Origin of the sequence: Streptomyces sp. NPDC058279, assembly GCF_042881255.1 — a bacterium.
Classification (GTDB): Bacteria; Actinomycetota; Actinomycetes; order Streptomycetales; family Streptomycetaceae; genus Streptomyces.
Genome location: NZ_JBHVYA010000020.1, coordinates 76,396 through 91,355 on the forward strand (window position 1 = coordinate 76,396; position 14,960 = coordinate 91,355).

Genomic DNA, 14,960 nt, shown 5'->3' on the forward strand with positions numbered 1-14,960 from the left:
ACGGCCCACGACCCCGCCAGGCGCCCCGGACAACCCCGGGGCGCCTGAGCGCGTCTGTGCACCGGGCAGCCCGCACGGGGCCGGAATCCCTGAACGCGACGGAAGAGAGCGTCGGCAGTGACCACCGCTGAGCAGTACAGGCGACCGGAGCCCGCCCGCGACACCGGGCCGGGCGAAGGCGTCGGCGTCGGCGGGGGCCGAGGCTGGGGCCGGGCGCACCGGCACCCGGTGTTCGTGGCCACCGCCCTCGCCGCGGTCCTGCACGTCGTCTGGTTCTTCAGCTTCGCCAACAGCGGCGGCGACCTCGCCGCGCAGGACGCGTGGGCGGAGTTCGTCGGCCGCCATCCCGACACCGCGTACAACCTCGCGTGGTACGGGGGCATGCACCCCGTCTCGTACAGCGTCGTCTCGCCGTACCTCATGCACGTGCTGGGTGTCCGGACCACGATGATGCTCGCCGGTACGGCCTCGGCCGGGCTGCTCGCACTGATCCTGACCCGGTGCCGCGGCGCCGTGCGGCGTCCGCTGTGGCCGGCCCTGGCCGGGGTCTTCGGGCTGCTGTGCAACGCCCTGTCCGGCCGGGTCACCTTCGGGCTCGGCGCGATGTTCGCGCTGGCCGCCGTCGCGGCCGTGTTCTGCTGGCCGCGCAAGTGGGCCGAGCGGCGCTGGGCCAAGGCGGCCGTCGCCGCCCCGCTCGCCGGGCTGGCCACCGCCTCCAGCCCGGTGGCCGGACTCTTCCTCGGGGTGGTCGCGGCCGCGCTGTTCCTGAGCGGGCGGCGGCCGGGGGCGTACGCGCTGGGGCTGGCGCCGGTGGCCGTGGTCGGGCTGTCGGCGTGGCTGTTCCCCTTCTCGGGCACGCAGCCGATGAAGCTGGGCTCGGCCTGGCTGCCGTTCGTGTTCGGGCTGGCGATCCTGTTCCTGGTGCCGAAGGGCTGGAAGACGGTCCGGATCGCCTCGGCCGTCTACACCGTGGGCGTGTTCCTGACCTGGGCGATCGACTCCCAGGTGGGGTCGAACGTCACCCGCCTCGTGATGCTGTTCGGCGGGGCGGTGCTGCTCGCGGCGCTCCCGTACGCGGTCCCGCGCTCGCGGCGCTGGTACGCGGTGGTCGTCGCCTTCGCGGGGCTGACGGCCTGGATCACCGCCAACAGCATCACCGACATCATCCGCACCACCCCGTTGGCCGCCTGGAACCGGGAGCTGGCCCCGCTGGTCGACCAGCTCCAGAAAGTCGGCGCCGACCGGGGGCGGGTGGAGGTGGTCCCGGCCAGCAGCCACCGCGAGTCGTCGGCCTTCCCCTCGTACGTGAACCTCGCGCGCGGCTGGAACCGGCAGGCCGACCTGGAGCGCAACCCGCTCTTCTACGACGACACCCTCACCGCCGACAGCTACCGGTCCTGGCTGGAGCGCTGGGCCGTGCACTACGTGGTGCTGCCCGCCGACAAACCCGACTCGGGCGGGGCGGACGAGGCGAAGCTGGTGCGGGAGGGGCTGCCGTACCTCCAGCAGGTGTGGGGCGACGCGAACTGGCGGCTCTTCAAGGTGCTCGCCCCCACGGACCTGGTGGCCGGTCCGGCCACGGTGGTGCGGGCGAGCGCCGATCAGCTGGTGATCGAGGTGCGACGGGCGGGGCGGGTCCTGGTGCGGATCCCGCACTCGCCCTGGCTGGGGCTGGTCGACGGGGCGGGCAAGGCGGTGCCGCCGCCGCAGGAGACCTTCGCCTCGAAGGCGGCGGCAGCGGCGCCGAAGCAGTTCGCGAACACGGCCGGCTGCCTCTTCAAGGCCCCCCTGGACGCGGAGGGGGACGTGTGGACGGAGCTGCTCGCCCCGGCGGCGGGGGAGTACCGGGTGGCGGCGAAGTACCAGCTGCCCCGGGGCACGCCGTGCCCGGAGGAACTCCTGCGCGGCCCTTGATCGGCGTGCGCCGCCCCCCATACCTGCATACGATCCCGTTAGACCGATTGGCAGACCTATGGGGTGCTTCCCGAGGGAGTGACGACGGGATGAGTAAACAGCACAAGCAGGACGCGCGGACGGCGATCGCGAAGGCCGCGGACCAGACCCACCTGCCCCGCACGCCGGGCCACGGCTTCGAGGGTCCGGTCCCGAGCAAGGTCAAGGGCGGAGCGCACACGAAGGCGGCCCTCAAGCGGTCCGGCTCCCCGCAGGGCGACCGCATCGGCGAACGCAGCAAAGGTCTGAGCTGAGGCCCTTCGGCCGCCCCCGCCCCTCAGGCACCGAAGAACCCGAGGAAGCCAGAAGAACCCCCAAGAACCCGGAAGGCCCCCCGCCGTCACCGGCGGGGGGCCTTCTCTGGTTCACGTGCCCTCGGCAGGATTCGAACCTGCGACACCGGCTTTAGGAGAGCCGTGCTCTATCCCCTGAGCTACGAAGGCGTGTGGTGGCGGCCCGGGAGGGCGTGGTCACCGCGGTCAGTGTAGCGGGTGGTGTCTGATCCGTAAGCGGAGATACCCGCGTACCGGAGCGGGCCGCGAGGGCGGGGTGATCTTCGGGGGTGATCTTCGCGGGTGGTCTCGGGGCGGCCTGTACCCGTCGGCTGCGGATACAGGCCGAGGCCCGGTCGTCCGTCGTGCGCGGCGCGTGTCAGTAGTCGATGCGGTCGGTCTTGGCCAGCCACGCCTCGAACGGCGCCGTGCGGTTCGGCAGGAGCAGCTGCTCGACCGACATGGGCCACATCGACGCGGGCGTCTTCTCGAACAGGTCGTAGAACTTGCGGTCGTCGAAGCCGGCCACCGCGGCGTCGTCCCGGTCGGCGGCGAAGACGATCCGGTCGACCCGCGCCCACAGCGCCGAGGACAGACACATCGGACACGGCTCGCAGGAGGTGACCAGGACGCAGCCCTGGAGGGAGAACGTGTCCAGCTCCTTGCAGGCCGCGCGCATCGCGCTCACCTCGGCGTGGGCCGTCGGGTCCAGGGTGGAGGTGACCTGGTTGTTCCCGAGCGCGACGATCTCGTTGCCCTTGGCCACCAGGGCGCCGAACGGACCGCCGCCGTTCGCCACGCTGTTGGTGGCCAATCTGATCGCCTCTTCGATCCAGCCCTTTTCGAGGTCCTGGATGCTCGCTTCTTGAATGTGCGCGGTCACGTTCACTCCTTTTGGAGACGGTGGGGGTTCTCCGGATGCCTGCCTGTGCGGGTCACGGCACCCGGGACAACAAGTGGCCCCGCGGGCGCCGCCTGGCGATCAGCGCTGTCGGCGGTACCCGCGGGAGGTCATCTCGGCTGGGCGCCGACGATGTGCTCCGGTGCGACGGGGGCGTGAGGCAAGCCCGGCCCGGTCGCAGGGCGGAGGGTGGTGTGCACGTTTCGGCTGTCCCGTACGGCCTGTCCGGCTTCGGGCGGAGGCGGCAGGGAGAGGCCCTGGTAGGGCGGTGACCCCCACGGCGCGTCGACCGGTGCGGGGACGCGATGACGGGGTTCCGCGGTGACGGTGGTGCACAGATCAGGCCAGAGGCTTTCGACAGTCCGACCGGACCACGTTCCCGTCACGGCTTTCCCCTTCCTTCGGCAAGATGTCAGGAGGGCCGAGATCCTGGCCGGTAATCCGGCATCACGCGAACGCCCCACGGATGTGGGGCGAGGCGGACACAGCGAGCACAATCCCCCGCTTGGTTGCGACTTGTGATGAGTACACAGGCAACGGGGGGGAGTCAGGTAGGGGTGGAAGGTATGAAAACTCCGCCGGCTGAAACCGGCTCTTCGTAGACTTCTACGAGAGCCGGTTCGCCCGTGATGTCACCCCTGGTCGATGCTCCAGACGCGGTGCGTGATCGAGCCGGCGGAGCGGTGCCGCGCCGATGCCCCGCCGGGGCGTCGCCCGAGCGGAATGTGGGCGTCCGCCGGTCGGCCTCGCCCGACGTCGGCGGCGCCCCGACGAGAACGACGAGAACCGGCCGTCCGGGAGCGCGACCCCCGGCCCCGGGGGCCCCGTCCGCCCTGGTAGGAAAGCCCCAGCCCGCCCGCGCCGGGTCGAGGACCGGTGGGGGCGGGCCGGGCCGGTCAGGGTTTACCGCAGGTGCGCCGTGTCGTTGAACGAGCGCACCGTGGCGTTCACCTCCGGGTCGTACGCGATCTCCGACAGCGAGGCCGCCGCGATCTCCATCCGGAAGAACGACTCCGGCGGTGCGCCGAGCGCCAACCGGACGAGTTGCCGCACCGGCACCACGTGCGAGACGACGAGCACCGTCTTGCCCGCGTACCGCCCCAGCAGCTCGTCCCGGGCGAGCGCCGCCCGGCGGGCCACCTCCCCGAGGGACTCGCCGCCCGGCGGCGCGGCGTCGGGGGAGCGCAGCCACGCCGCCCACTCCTCGGGGTACCGCTGCCGCACCTCGGCGAAGGTCAGCCCCTCCCAGGCCCCGAAGTCGGCCTCCCGCAGTCGCGCGTCGGCCCGTACGTCGAGCCCCAGCCGTACGGCCGCCGCCTCGGCGGTCTCCCGGCAGCGCCGCATCGGAGAGGTCACGACCGCCTGTACCGTCCCGCGCGCGGTGAGCGCCGCCGCGGTCGCCTCGGCCTGCCGCCGCCCGGCCGCCGACAGCGACGGGTCGGAGCCGCCGCTGCCGGAGAGGCGCTTTCGCGGGGTCAGCGCCGTCTCGCCGTGCCGCAGCAGGAGGAGGGTGGTGGGCGCGTCCTGCTCGACGGGTACGTCGGTCATGCGGAGGCGTCGGTCTTGGTGACGAGGTAGTTGCCGAGCACGACGTAATCGATCTCCGTGCCGAGGAAGCAGTTCAGCGCGTCGGCAGGGCTGCACACGATCGGCTCGCCCGCCACGTTGAACGAGGTGTTGATCAGGCAGGGGACGTCGGTCAGGGCGGTGAACCGGCGCAGCAGGGCCGCCAGCCGGGGAGTGCCCTCATCGGTGATCGTCTGTACCCGGGAGGTGCCGTCGACATGGGTCGCGCCCGGGATCACGTCCCGGAACTCCGGCCGCACCGGGAAGACGAAGGTCATGTACGGCGAGCGGGCCTTGCGCCCCATCTCGAAGATCCTCGGCGCGTCCGACTCCAACACGAGCGGTGCGAACGGGCGGAACGGTTCGCGGTGCTTGACCCGGGTGTTGATCACGTCCTTGATGTCCGGGAAGTTCGGGTTCGCGATGATGCTGCGGTGGCCCAGCGCCCGGGGACCGTGCTCGATCCGGCCCTCGAACCAGCCGATGACGACCTTCTCGGTGAGCAGCTTCGCCACCTGGTCGACGACCTCGTCGTCGTTCAGCCTGCTCCACGTCACCCGGCCGCCGAACTCCCGCAGGGTCCGCTCGATGGTCGCGTCGTCGTACTCGGGCCCGAGGTAGGGGGTGACCGGCGGCGCGGACTTCACCTCGCCGGCGTTGTCCGGGTGGTGGAGCCAGGCGTGGACGGCGGCGCCGATGACGATGCCGGTATCGCTGGCACCGAAGCTCACCTCCATGTCGTCGAACCGCGACCCCTCGAAGAGCGGGGTGTTGTTGAGGCAGTTCAGCGCCACGCCGCCTTCGAACAGCAGGTGGTTCAGATCCGTCTTGGCCTCCAGGGCGCGCACCTGGTGGCTCGTGACGACGGTCAGCATCTCCTGGGCGGCGGCGGCCACCCGGGCCTTGTACTCCCGGGTCTCCTGCACGGGGCCGAAGAACTGTTCGAACAAAGGCTCCAGGCCGCGCGGGTTGTCCGTCTCGAGGGGCCTGCGGAACGTGTACCGACCGTCCTCGCGCAGTTCGACCAGGTGTTCCAGGAACGGGTTCGGCACCGGGGGCGCGGCGAACCCGGACAGGCCCATGATCTTGTATTCGTCGTTGTTGGGCACGAAACCGAGGAACCTGGTGATCGCGCCGAACAGCAGCCCGATCGAATACTCCGCGTCGATGGTCGACTCGTCGAAGACACGGATCCGGCCGTCGCGGATCTCGCCCATCAGCGACGAGAACACCTCGGCGCGGCCGTCGCTGACGAGGAACGCGGTGTCCTTCATCCCGGCCGTGTAGTACCCGGTCATGGCGTGCGCGAGGTGGTGCGGGACGAACACCACCTTGGCCGGGTCGGGGGTGAAGCCGGTGCGCGCGGCGAAGTCGGCGAGGATCGCGTCGTGGCTCACGACGTCGGTGAAGAGCTTGCCGATGTTGCCGACGAGCGCCGGCTTCGCCGAGGGCGTCATCGGCGCGGAGGTGATGCCGGCCAGCATCCGGTCGAAGACCTCGGTGGAGAAGTTCCACGGAATGGCGATGAGGTCGATGTCGGAGAACCGCAGGCCCGCCTGCTCAAGGCACCACTTCACCGAGTTGAAGGGGAAGTCGGTGGTCTTCTTCTCCCGGTTCAGCCGCTCTTCCTCCACGGCGGCCACCAGCTCGCCGTCCACCAGCAGCGAGGCGCCGGCGTCGTGGCCGAGGAGGTAGTGCTTCTCGGTGCCGACCGCGCCGAAGTGCTCGGCGAAGACCTCCGAGACGCGGGTGAAACCGTTGCACCCTAGGACGATCATGACTGTTTCCTTCTCTGTTGCACGGACTCCGGCACGCGCCGCCGCAGCCGCGGCCGGCCGCACACGGGGGCGGCCGGGCGGCGGCGGGGCGGCGGCGACGCGAGGGACGTCACGAAGGCATGGCGACTCCGCCGACCGTCGGACGGCGGTCGGCAGAGAGGTCGGCCGTGTGGGCCCGGGGCTACTTCTCGACCACGAGGTCGCGGATGATCTCTCCGGCCGCCGGGGCTTGGCACAGCCCCTGGCCGGAGAACCCGGCCGCGTGGAAGAAGCGGCGGGAGGGATGCCGGCCGATGAGGGCGCTCCCGTCCGGACTGCCGTCGAAGGAACCGCTCCACCCGCGGTGCAGGCGGATTCCGTCGAGGGCCGGGTAGGTGGCGCCGAGCCGGCGCGACAGCCGGCCGAGCCACGCGCCGCGGTCCTCGTCCGGGCCGGGGCGACCCATCCCGATCAGGACGCGGTCCTTCCAGGCTCGGATCCGCAGGCCGCTGGAGGCGTGCAGGGTCATCGGCAGGGTGTCGAGCGGGACGTCCGGCGCGTCGGTGAGCAGCAGCTCGATCGGATACGTCGTCAGCGGAAGGTCGACACCGGCCATCGAGGCGACCGCCCCGGACCAGGGGCCGGCCGCGCAGACGATGTTCTCGGCGAGGACGCTGCCGCCGGGGGTGTGGACCCGCCCGTCCGGGTCGATTGCGGTGACGGGCGTCTCCGTGCGCAGGACGGCGCCGCCCTCCTGGGCGGCCGCCGCATAGCCGCGCACGATCGCCGCGGGGTCGCAGGCGTACGCCTGCGGCGACCAGGCCGCAGCCAGGACGCCGCGCTCGTCGAGCAGCGGGTTGAGCTTCACCGCTTCGGACGCGGTCACGAGTTCGACGTCCACGCCCGCGGCCCGCTGGGCCGCTTCGGTGCGTCGGAACTCGTCCACCTGGTGCTCTTCGGTGAACAGCACCAGGAAGCCGACGCGCTCCAGGCCCAGCGGGGTCCCGGTCCGCTCGGTGAAGGCGTGGTACGCCGCCAGGCTGCGGACGGCGAGGGCGCCGGTGTCGGGGTCGCCGGGGAAGTACGTCCGTACGACGCCTGCGGTGGCCGCGGAGGCGCCCGATCCGAGCGTGCCGCGCTCCAGCAGGACGGTGTCGACACCCGCCTCGGTGAGCTGGGCGGCTATCGAGGTGCCGATGACGCCGCCGCCGATGACGACGGTGTTCGTGTGGGTGGGCAGATCGCTCATGCCGGTGCGCTCACCTCGACCGGGCGCTGTTGGCGGAGGTGGTCTCCGGCGTCCCAGGGGAACAGGTGGAGGTTCCAGCCGCCGAGGCAGTTGATGTAGAGGGCCATCTGGCAGGAGAGGGCGAGGAAGTCCTCGCGGTCGAGCCGGTCGACGCAGGCCAGGAAGCGCTGGGTGAAGGCCCACAGCTTTTCCAGGCCGCAGTAGCCGAGGAACTCGGCGGGGATGCCGACCAGCAGGCGGGCCATGTGGCGCAGGGCGTCGATCGGCATGTCGGAGACCGCGCCGCGGATCAGGCCGCCGTAGGTGGCATAGCCGAGCGGGCGGGTCTCGCCGTTGACGAACAGGAGGGTCGGCAGGACCGTCTCGAAGCTGCCCGCTCCGGAGGGGATCCAGCCCTGGTGCAGGTCGGCGAGCTCCGGCGGCGGAGTCAGCCAGATCCGGTCGGTCTCCGCGTGGATGTCCCGGATCAGCTGGTCGGCGTCGGGGTCGGTGGCGGCCAGGCGGGGTATCCGGTGGCCGCCCGCCGTGCCGGCCCTGCGGACCTCGACCGTGATCGGCTTCTTCGTCGAGTAGACCGCGTCCCACACGGCCTGGCCGGCCTCGCGCAACGCGGGCATGTCCGCCGGCCGGACCTGGCCGACCGGGGAGGCCGGCATGGGTTCGCTCAGCGTGCCGTACTTGATGCCGAGGTGCTGCAACGCCGAACAGAACACCGTTCCGTCGGGCGCGTCACGGCGGTCGGGGATGCGGTGGGACGCGTGGGTGTACAGCAGCGAGTGGATCGGGGCCATGTGGTAGAGGTGGCTTCCGGCCACCAGCGCGTGTCCCTGAAGGCTCTGGTAGGGCAGCGACTCCCACAGCGCGTCGGCCAGCGCGGGATTGCGATCGTCGAGTTCCGCGGTAACGGTGATACCCAGATCGGGCCAGGCGATCTCGACATTGCGACCGATTAACGTCGTAGTCACGGTATTTCCTTTTGCTCGGGATTGTGGAGCGGGAGTCGTGGGGTCGGCGGGGCGGTGGAAAAGAGCGCCGGACCCGGGTGGTGCGGCGGCCGTTACTTCGACGCCGCGAAGTGGTCCCGCACGGAATCGGTCTGCTTTTCCATCATGGTGATGACCGCGTCGACGACTTCGGTCTCGGCATCGTCGGAAATCCCCAACTCGCGCGTCCACTCGAAGAAGCTGCGGTTCGGGTCATTGGTGATCGGACGGATGCGAATGGTGGCCGCGTAGCTGTAGATGCCCATGGTCGGAGCGGTGGCGCGGTAGGTGGAGGCCCGCTTCACCTCGTTGCGCCCGGCGATCTCCTGCTGGACCAGACCGTCATTGAAAACGAGCGTGAAGTCGTAACGCGAGGGCACCCGTTCGACCGATCCGCCTTCGGCCCAGCCCACGTTCTTCACCGCGTCTCCGGACACGATCCGCACGAGCTGCATGGGGTCGCGGACGACGGACCAGACGGTGTCCGGATCGGCGTCGACAATCGTCGAGTGGTGCATCGTGCGCTTCTGCTTGTTCGCCATGAGAACTCCTTGCCGTATGACGGAAATCCCTTGCCGCGTTTGCCACTTGAGGACGAGTACACAGTCGGTGGAGCGGAGTCAGCTAGGGGTGGAAGACATGAAGATGCCTGCGGGCCGAGACCGGCCCTTCGTGGATTTCTACAAGAACGGATCGGCGCCGGATGGCGTCCCTGGTTGATACTCCAGACCCGCCGCTTCTCGGCCAAGGGGCGAAACGGAATTCGGCCGTGTCGGTGGCCGGTTGGGGCGTGGAACGCGAACACCGCTTATTCCGCCCGGAACCGGAACTTCGTCCCGGCCACCCCCTCGGACGACCGATTCGCGGCCCGCTCGTAAGCTGGCAGGAGAGGGACGGCCGAACCGGCGACAGCCCCTCCGGTAGAGCCATCGACAAGGGGACGGGTCCGTGACGTACAACCTCCTCACCGTCGGCGCCGTCCGCCCCGGGGTCATGGCCGCCGTGCTCGCCGCGAGCCTCGGTCTCGCGGTCGGCGAGGTGGAGGTGGCCGATCCGGACGGCGACCCCGACCTCAGGAATTGGGCCGCGCCCGTCTCCTGCGAACACCGGGCGGTGCTCGGCGACATCACGTGGTCGCTGGACATCTACGTGCAGGACGGGGCGGCCGATCGGCCGCTGCGTCCCGCACGCGAGTCCGAGCTCGCCGCGGCGTTCGCGAAGGCGGCCGCGACGACCGTCCTGTTCCCTGCGGAAGAGGTGCTTCCGAGCGCCTATTGGGCCGTGACGCCGGAGGGTCTCCACACCCGTGCCCGGCTCGAACTCTCCGACGACGATCCACCCGTTTACACGGTCACCGCCGTCGAGGCGCCGGTGGCGGACCTACCGCGGGCCGTCGTGACGAGGTTCGCCGAGATCGTGCGGGAGCAACGGCCGGGCACCCCCGTGACCGACGCGTTCGCGGCATCGGTGGATCGGGCGCGACGAGCCGCCCCGGGCCGGGCGCGGCTGCCCCTCGACGACGGTCCCGGAAGCCCCGTCTGGGTCGCCAAGGGGAACCTGACCGTGTGGGAGCGGGTCGTCCGGCAACTCGAATCCGGGTGGGCGCCCTCGGGGTGGTATCCGGCGGACCTCTACCGGGAGCGACTGGAGTCCCGCGACGCGCTCGCGGCCATCGGTGCCCGACTGCCGCGTGTCGCGGCCGAGCTGCTCGACCGGGCCTTGGGGGAGTTGGACGGCCGGTTCGCCGCGGCAACGCGGGATGACCCGTCCGGAACCCTCCGCCGCGAGCTTACGGGCGCACCCGAACACCCCCCCGTCCGGCTGGTGGTGGTACCGCCGCCCCGACCCCGCGCCGAGCCCCCCGGAGTGCCTCGCGGCGCCGGCCGAGCCCTCCCCGCCCCCGCCCCCGCCGCGCTGCGCACGGGAATGGAGGGAGTGTTTCCCCGGACTGTCCCACCTGCTGGGCGCGTACTTCCACCAGGATTTCGCGCTGGAATACTCCTCGTACGACGAGGCATTGAACGACTGCCTCGACGACGCCTCGGAGGGCGACCTGCGGCAGTTGGCCGTCGAGATCCGGACGTTCCTGATCCTCAACGCGTCGGATCGACCGCTTGAGCGGTCGGCGGCGATGCTGGGGCTCGGCGTGCTCCCTCCGCGGGGCGGGCGGCTGCGTCGATGGCTGACGGACGTACGGGAGACCGCGCTCCGCCGGCTCCCCGGGTGAACGGTCGCTCCGGCCCGGGCGTGGCTATCGGCGGGTGACGCGGACCTGGAAGCTGCCGTTGCGGAGTTCGCCCACCACCGCGATGGTGACGCCGGCCTTGCCGTCGGTGAAGGTCTCGCCCGGCCGGTACGGCGCGTCCGACAACTCCGAGTGGACGTTCGGGCTCCGCGTGCAGCCCCCGCTGCCGCTCGCGCTGTCGGAGACCGTCACCGGGCCGCGCCCGGTGTCCACCTGTGAGTCGACCTTGTAGATCAGTACGCCCGGCTTGCACACGGCCTCGTCGTTCCCGGCCCGGGTCCGCACCTCCGCCGCGTACCCGCTGTTCTCCGTCAGCGGTACGAAGGCCAGCTTCATGCCGCCCTCCACCGCCAGCGGTGTCAGCACCTGATCCGTGACCCCGGACTTCGACGCGCAGCCGATCTGGTCGCTGTCCAACCAGCCCAGCTTCCACTTGTGCCAGCCCAGCAGGTCGTTGTTGGAGCCCCAGTCCTCGCTCATGATGTCCCAGTGCCCGACCGCGCCGCCCCCGTCGGCGGTGTAGAGGTCCGGCAGGCCGAAGACGTGGCCGTTCTCGTGGGGGAGCACCCGGTAGCCGGTCTCGCGGTAGGAGCCCGAGCCGTCGTCCTGCCGGCTGAAGACGAAGGACGTGTTGGCGAGCGGGACCCCGTCGGCCATCGGCGCCTCGCCGTTGCCGGAGAACGTCACCGACAGGACGGTGTCCAGGGCCGACGGCCCCGCGTTCGGGGTGACGAGGACGTTGATCAGGTCGTAGCGGCTGAAGTCCACCTCGGAGTCGGCGGCCTGCGCGATGTGCTCGACGAGCTGCCGGTAGCCGGGTTCGTATGCGGACCCGCGCCCGATCCCGTACGCCGCGAACGGCATCGGCATCCTCAGCCAGTTCCGGATCGGGGCCTCGGCCCGGTAGGTGAGCCGGCCGTACGAGCTGGTCCGGAACCAGTCCGAGGTCTGGGGGAAGAACTCCGCGAGGCGGTCCATCGCCGAGCCCTCGCCCTTGGCGTCGGGGAAGTCGATCATGAGGTTCAGGGCCCGGACCTCGCCGGTCGACCGAGAGTATCCGGGGGGCGTCGGAATCCCCTCGGACATCTGGACGCCCATCGTGCTCGCGATCCGGCAGGGCGCGAGCGCGGAATCGACGCTCGTGGCCACGGGACCGGCGGTCGAGTGGGTGGGGCTGGATATCCCGGTACTGGCGGTCGCCGTGACACCGATGGCCAGCACGGCGATGCCGACGTACGCACAGGTGCGGCGTGGACTGCGTATCCGGTGGCGGGTCTGCGTCATGGAGATCGCCTTCGGGCCGCGGCAGCCGGCCGGGCCCGGTCTGCTCTGTGCGCTCACCCTCCGACGGTTGCGGTGCGCCCGCGCGTCGAGATCGGCCGAATGGGAGCACGATGCCATGACGGGTGTGGGCCAGGTCACACGGGCGGGTGAAATAACCGGGGAGTCGATCCCCGTTTGCACAGAGGCCCCGCCAAACGGGGATCACGTCCCCGTTTCGATCCCCGTTTCTACGAGTCCCGCGCCGAGGAGGCACCGGAATGAAGCGCTCCACCACCGCCGCGGCGGCCCCGACCGCCCTCCGGGCGCCGGTGGACCTCACGGACCCGGCGGCGCCGAGCCCCACGCGGCCCGCCTGCGGCGCCACCGGCACCACCGGCACCACCGGCGGCTCCGGGCGGCTGCCGCGTCCGCGCGCCGACGCCGTCCGCAACCGGGAGCGCATCCTGGCCGCCGCCCGCGAGCTCTTCGTCGAGTTCGGCTCGGCCGCCCCCTTCGACGAGGTCGCCCGCCGGGCCGGCGTCGGCAACGCCACGCTCTACCGGCACTTCCCCGACCGGGCCGCACTGGTCCACCACGTCGTCCTGTACGTCATGGACCGGGTCGTCCTCCACGCCGAGGAGTCCCTCGCCCAGGAGCCCGACGCCTTCGCCGCACTGTGCCGGTTCACGCACGCGGCGGCGGACGAGCGGTTCGGCGCCCTGTGCCCCATGCTCTCCGCCGACTTCGACCACGACCACCCCGAACTCATCGCGGCCCGCGGCGCGTTGGCGGAAGCCATCGAGAACCTGCTGGCCGCCGGTCAGGACCGCGGGCTCGTCCGCACCGACATCGGCGCGGGCGATCTGATGGTGGCCCTCTCCCAACTCGGCCGCCCCCTGCCGGGCACCGGCTGCCCGGACGCGGACCGCTTCGTCCACCGTCATCTCCAGGTGTTCCTCGACGGGCTGCGGGCCCCGGCCCGATCCGAGCTGCCGGGCGCCGCGACCACCCTGGAGGACCTGAGGCGGGCCGCCATGTGACGCCCCGGCGACGACTCCCTCCCGACCTTCGGTAACCGTTCCGCCGTTCCGATCCTCCGCCATTCCGACATTCCGTCGTTCCGTACAGTGAAGTGGGTACCCCCATGTCGAAAACAGCCGCGACACCACCGTCGGCTGCGGATCCCAGCCGCTGGAAGGCCCTCGTCTTCATAGCCCTGGCGCAGCTCATGGTCGTCCTCGACGCGACCATCGTGAACATCGCCCTCCCGTCCGCGCAGACAGACCTCGGCATCTCGGACGGCAACCGCCAATGGGTCATCACCGCCTACGCGCTGGCCTTCGGCGGGCTCCTCCTCTTCGGTGGTCGCATCGCCGACAAGTGGGGCCGCAAGAAGACCTTCATCACCGGCCTCACCGGCTTCGCCCTGGCCTCCGCGCTCGGCGGCGCCGCCGGCGGCGAGGCCATGATGCTCGGCGCCCGCGCCCTCCAGGGCGCCTTCGGCGCGCTGCTGGCGCCCGCCGCCCTGTCCCTGCTGGCCGTCATGTTCACCGACGCCAAGGAGCGGGCGAAGGCGTTCGGCATCTACGGCGCGATCGCGGGCGGCGGCGGCGCCGTCGGCCTGATCCTCGGCGGCTTCCTCACCGAGTACCTCAACTGGCGTTGGACGTTCTTCGTCAACATCCCGTTCGCGATCATCGCGGCCGCGGGTGCCTGGCTCGTCATCCGCGAACCCGCCGGCGGCCGCAACCGCGCCCGGCTGGACGTCCCCGGCGTGATCCTGTCGACCCTCGGCCTGGTCGCCCTGGTCTACGGATTCACCCGCGCCGAGTCCGCCGGCTGGTCGGACGCGCTCACCGTGACCATGTTCGTCTCCTCCGCGGTGCTGCTCGGCGCCTTCGTCCGCACCGAGCGCGTGGTGAAGTCCCCGCTGCTGCCGATGCGCGTCGTACTGGACCGCAACCGCGGCGGTGTCTACCTCTCCCTCGGTCTGGCCGTCATCGCGATGTTCGGCCTGTTCCTCTTCCTCACCTACTACCTCCAGGTGGTCAAGGGCTTCTCGCCCGTCAAGACCGGTTTCGCCTTCCTGCCGATGATCGCGGGCATGATCACGGGCTCCACCCAGATCGGCGCCCGCCTGATGACCCGCGTCCCGCCGCGGTTCCTGATGGGCCCCGGCTTCCTGCTCGCGGCCACCGGCATGCTGCTGCTGACCCAGCTGGAGGTCGGCTCCTCCTACCCGGCGCTGATCCTCCCGGCGCAGGTGCTGCTCGGCCTCGGCATGGGCTCGGCGTTCATGCCGGCGATGTCCCTGGCCACGCACGGGGTGAACCCCGCCGACGCCGGTGTCGCCTCCGCCATGGTGAACACCTCGCAGCAGGTGGGCGGCGCCATCGGTACGGCGCTGCTGAACACCATCGCCGCCTCGGCGACGACCGCGTACCTGACGGACCACGCCGCGCAGGTCGCCGCGGGCGGTGCGGCGGCGAAGCTGGTCCAGGCGCAGGCCATGGTCGAGGGCTACTCCTCCGCCATCTGGTGGGCCGTCGGCATCCTGGTGACCAGCTCCTTCCTCGCGTTCACCCTGATCAACACGGGCCGGCCCGGTTCCGGTGGCCCGGTGGCCTCGGGCGACGGCGTGGCGGACGAGGTGAAGATCCCGGTGCTCGCCCACTGACGGGCCCGCGCGCCGTACGGGAATGACGGATGACCCCGCTTCGTTCAAATTTGAACGAGGCGGGGTTAGTCTTTTCAGGGGACGCCGTAAGAGG

The 14,960-nt window shown here is 71.2% G+C and carries 11 protein-coding genes, 1 tRNA gene and 1 pseudogene; 5 read left to right on the forward strand and 8 right to left on the reverse strand.

All coding sequences use genetic code 11. The features are described 5' to 3' along the window. The first annotated feature begins 117 nt into the window (after positions 1-117). Positions 118-1,914 carry an MFS transporter gene (locus ACFVXJ_RS27565; RefSeq protein ID WP_389665693.1) on the forward strand — a complete coding sequence of 599 codons (1,797 nt, stop codon included), beginning with the start codon at positions 118-120 and terminating at the stop codon, positions 1,912-1,914. An 89-nt stretch (positions 1,915-2,003) separates the two neighbouring features. Further along, positions 2,004-2,207 (forward strand): hypothetical protein, encoded by a 204-nt coding sequence (locus ACFVXJ_RS27570; protein WP_389665695.1) that lies wholly within the window; start codon positions 2,004-2,006, stop codon positions 2,205-2,207. Positions 2,208-2,323: 116 nt separating this feature from the next. Here the strand turns inward: ACFVXJ_RS27570 and ACFVXJ_RS27575 are convergent. The 7 genes and pseudogenes from ACFVXJ_RS27575 to ACFVXJ_RS27605 form a co-directional block, all read right to left on the reverse strand. Further along, a tRNA-Arg gene (locus tag ACFVXJ_RS27575) sits at positions 2,324-2,396 on the reverse strand. A 208-nt stretch (positions 2,397-2,604) separates the two neighbouring features. Beyond that, positions 2,605-3,108: a nucleoside deaminase gene (locus tag ACFVXJ_RS27580; RefSeq protein WP_389665697.1), complete on the reverse strand. Its 504-nt coding sequence runs from the start codon at positions 3,106-3,108 to the stop codon at positions 2,605-2,607. Positions 3,109-4,029: 921 nt separating this feature from the next. After that, positions 4,030-4,647: pseudogene (locus ACFVXJ_RS27585) on the reverse strand (histidine phosphatase family protein); the annotation flags it as partial. A 23-nt stretch (positions 4,648-4,670) separates the two neighbouring features. Then, the gene (locus ACFVXJ_RS27590; RefSeq protein ID WP_389665699.1) at positions 4,671-6,470 is read right to left on the reverse strand and encodes a carbamoyltransferase; all 1,800 of its coding nucleotides are present in this window, start codon (positions 6,468-6,470) and stop codon (positions 4,671-4,673) included. Between the two features lie 181 nt (positions 6,471-6,651). Then, entirely contained in the window at positions 6,652-7,698 is a 1,047-nt protein-coding gene (locus tag ACFVXJ_RS27595; protein ID WP_389665701.1) for an NAD(P)/FAD-dependent oxidoreductase, read from the reverse strand. Continuing rightward, positions 7,695-8,663 carry a hypothetical protein gene (locus tag ACFVXJ_RS27600; RefSeq protein ID WP_389665702.1) on the reverse strand — a complete coding sequence of 323 codons (969 nt, stop codon included), beginning with the start codon at positions 8,661-8,663 and terminating at the stop codon, positions 7,695-7,697. The genes ACFVXJ_RS27595 and ACFVXJ_RS27600 overlap by 4 nt, the downstream gene beginning before the upstream one ends. A gap of 92 nt (positions 8,664-8,755) precedes the next feature. Further along, positions 8,756-9,223 (reverse strand): SRPBCC family protein, encoded by a 468-nt coding sequence (locus tag ACFVXJ_RS27605; protein ID WP_389665703.1) that lies wholly within the window; start codon positions 9,221-9,223, stop codon positions 8,756-8,758. A gap of 1,217 nt (positions 9,224-10,440) precedes the next feature. Between ACFVXJ_RS27605 and ACFVXJ_RS27610 the strand changes: the two genes are divergently transcribed. Further along, positions 10,441-10,908: a contact-dependent growth inhibition system immunity protein gene (locus tag ACFVXJ_RS27610; RefSeq protein ID WP_389665704.1), complete on the forward strand. Its 468-nt coding sequence runs from the start codon at positions 10,441-10,443 to the stop codon at positions 10,906-10,908. Positions 10,909-10,932: 24 nt separating this feature from the next. On the opposite strand, the gene ACFVXJ_RS27615 is transcribed toward ACFVXJ_RS27610, so the two are convergent. After that, on the reverse strand, positions 10,933-12,210 hold the full coding sequence (locus tag ACFVXJ_RS27615) for a M6 family metalloprotease domain-containing protein (RefSeq protein ID WP_389665706.1): 1,278 nt from the start codon (positions 12,208-12,210) through the stop codon (positions 10,933-10,935). Between the two features lie 257 nt (positions 12,211-12,467). On the opposite strand from ACFVXJ_RS27615, the gene ACFVXJ_RS27620 reads away from it, so the two are divergent. Then, positions 12,468-13,229 carry a TetR/AcrR family transcriptional regulator gene (locus ACFVXJ_RS27620; RefSeq protein ID WP_389665707.1) on the forward strand — a complete coding sequence of 254 codons (762 nt, stop codon included), beginning with the start codon at positions 12,468-12,470 and terminating at the stop codon, positions 13,227-13,229. A gap of 104 nt (positions 13,230-13,333) precedes the next feature. Beyond that, positions 13,334-14,866, forward strand: coding sequence for an MFS transporter (locus tag ACFVXJ_RS27625; protein WP_389665709.1), 1,533 nt, complete (start codon positions 13,334-13,336; stop codon positions 14,864-14,866). Positions 14,867-14,960: the final 94 nt, after the last annotated feature.

Bases quoted from the DNA above. Each gene is read 5' to 3' on its own strand.
- ACFVXJ_RS27570 (WP_389665695.1), top strand. From the start codon at position 2,004: ATGAGTAAACAGCACAAGCAGGACGCGCGGACGGCGATCGCGAAGGCC.
- ACFVXJ_RS27590 (WP_389665699.1), bottom strand. From the start codon at position 6,470: ATGATCGTCCTAGGGTGCAACGGTTTCACCCGCGTCTCGGAGGTCTTC.
- ACFVXJ_RS27595 (WP_389665701.1), bottom strand. From the start codon at position 7,698: ATGAGCGATCTGCCCACCCACACGAACACCGTCGTCATCGGCGGCGGC.
- ACFVXJ_RS27605 (WP_389665703.1), bottom strand. From the start codon at position 9,223: ATGGCGAACAAGCAGAAGCGCACGATGCACCACTCGACGATTGTCGAC.
- ACFVXJ_RS27610 (WP_389665704.1), top strand. From the start codon at position 10,441: ATGACCCGTCCGGAACCCTCCGCCGCGAGCTTACGGGCGCACCCGAAC.
- ACFVXJ_RS27615 (WP_389665706.1), bottom strand. From the start codon at position 12,210: ATGACGCAGACCCGCCACCGGATACGCAGTCCACGCCGCACCTGTGCG.
- ACFVXJ_RS27620 (WP_389665707.1), top strand. From the start codon at position 12,468: ATGAAGCGCTCCACCACCGCCGCGGCGGCCCCGACCGCCCTCCGGGCG.
- ACFVXJ_RS27625 (WP_389665709.1), top strand. From the start codon at position 13,334: ATGTCGAAAACAGCCGCGACACCACCGTCGGCTGCGGATCCCAGCCGC.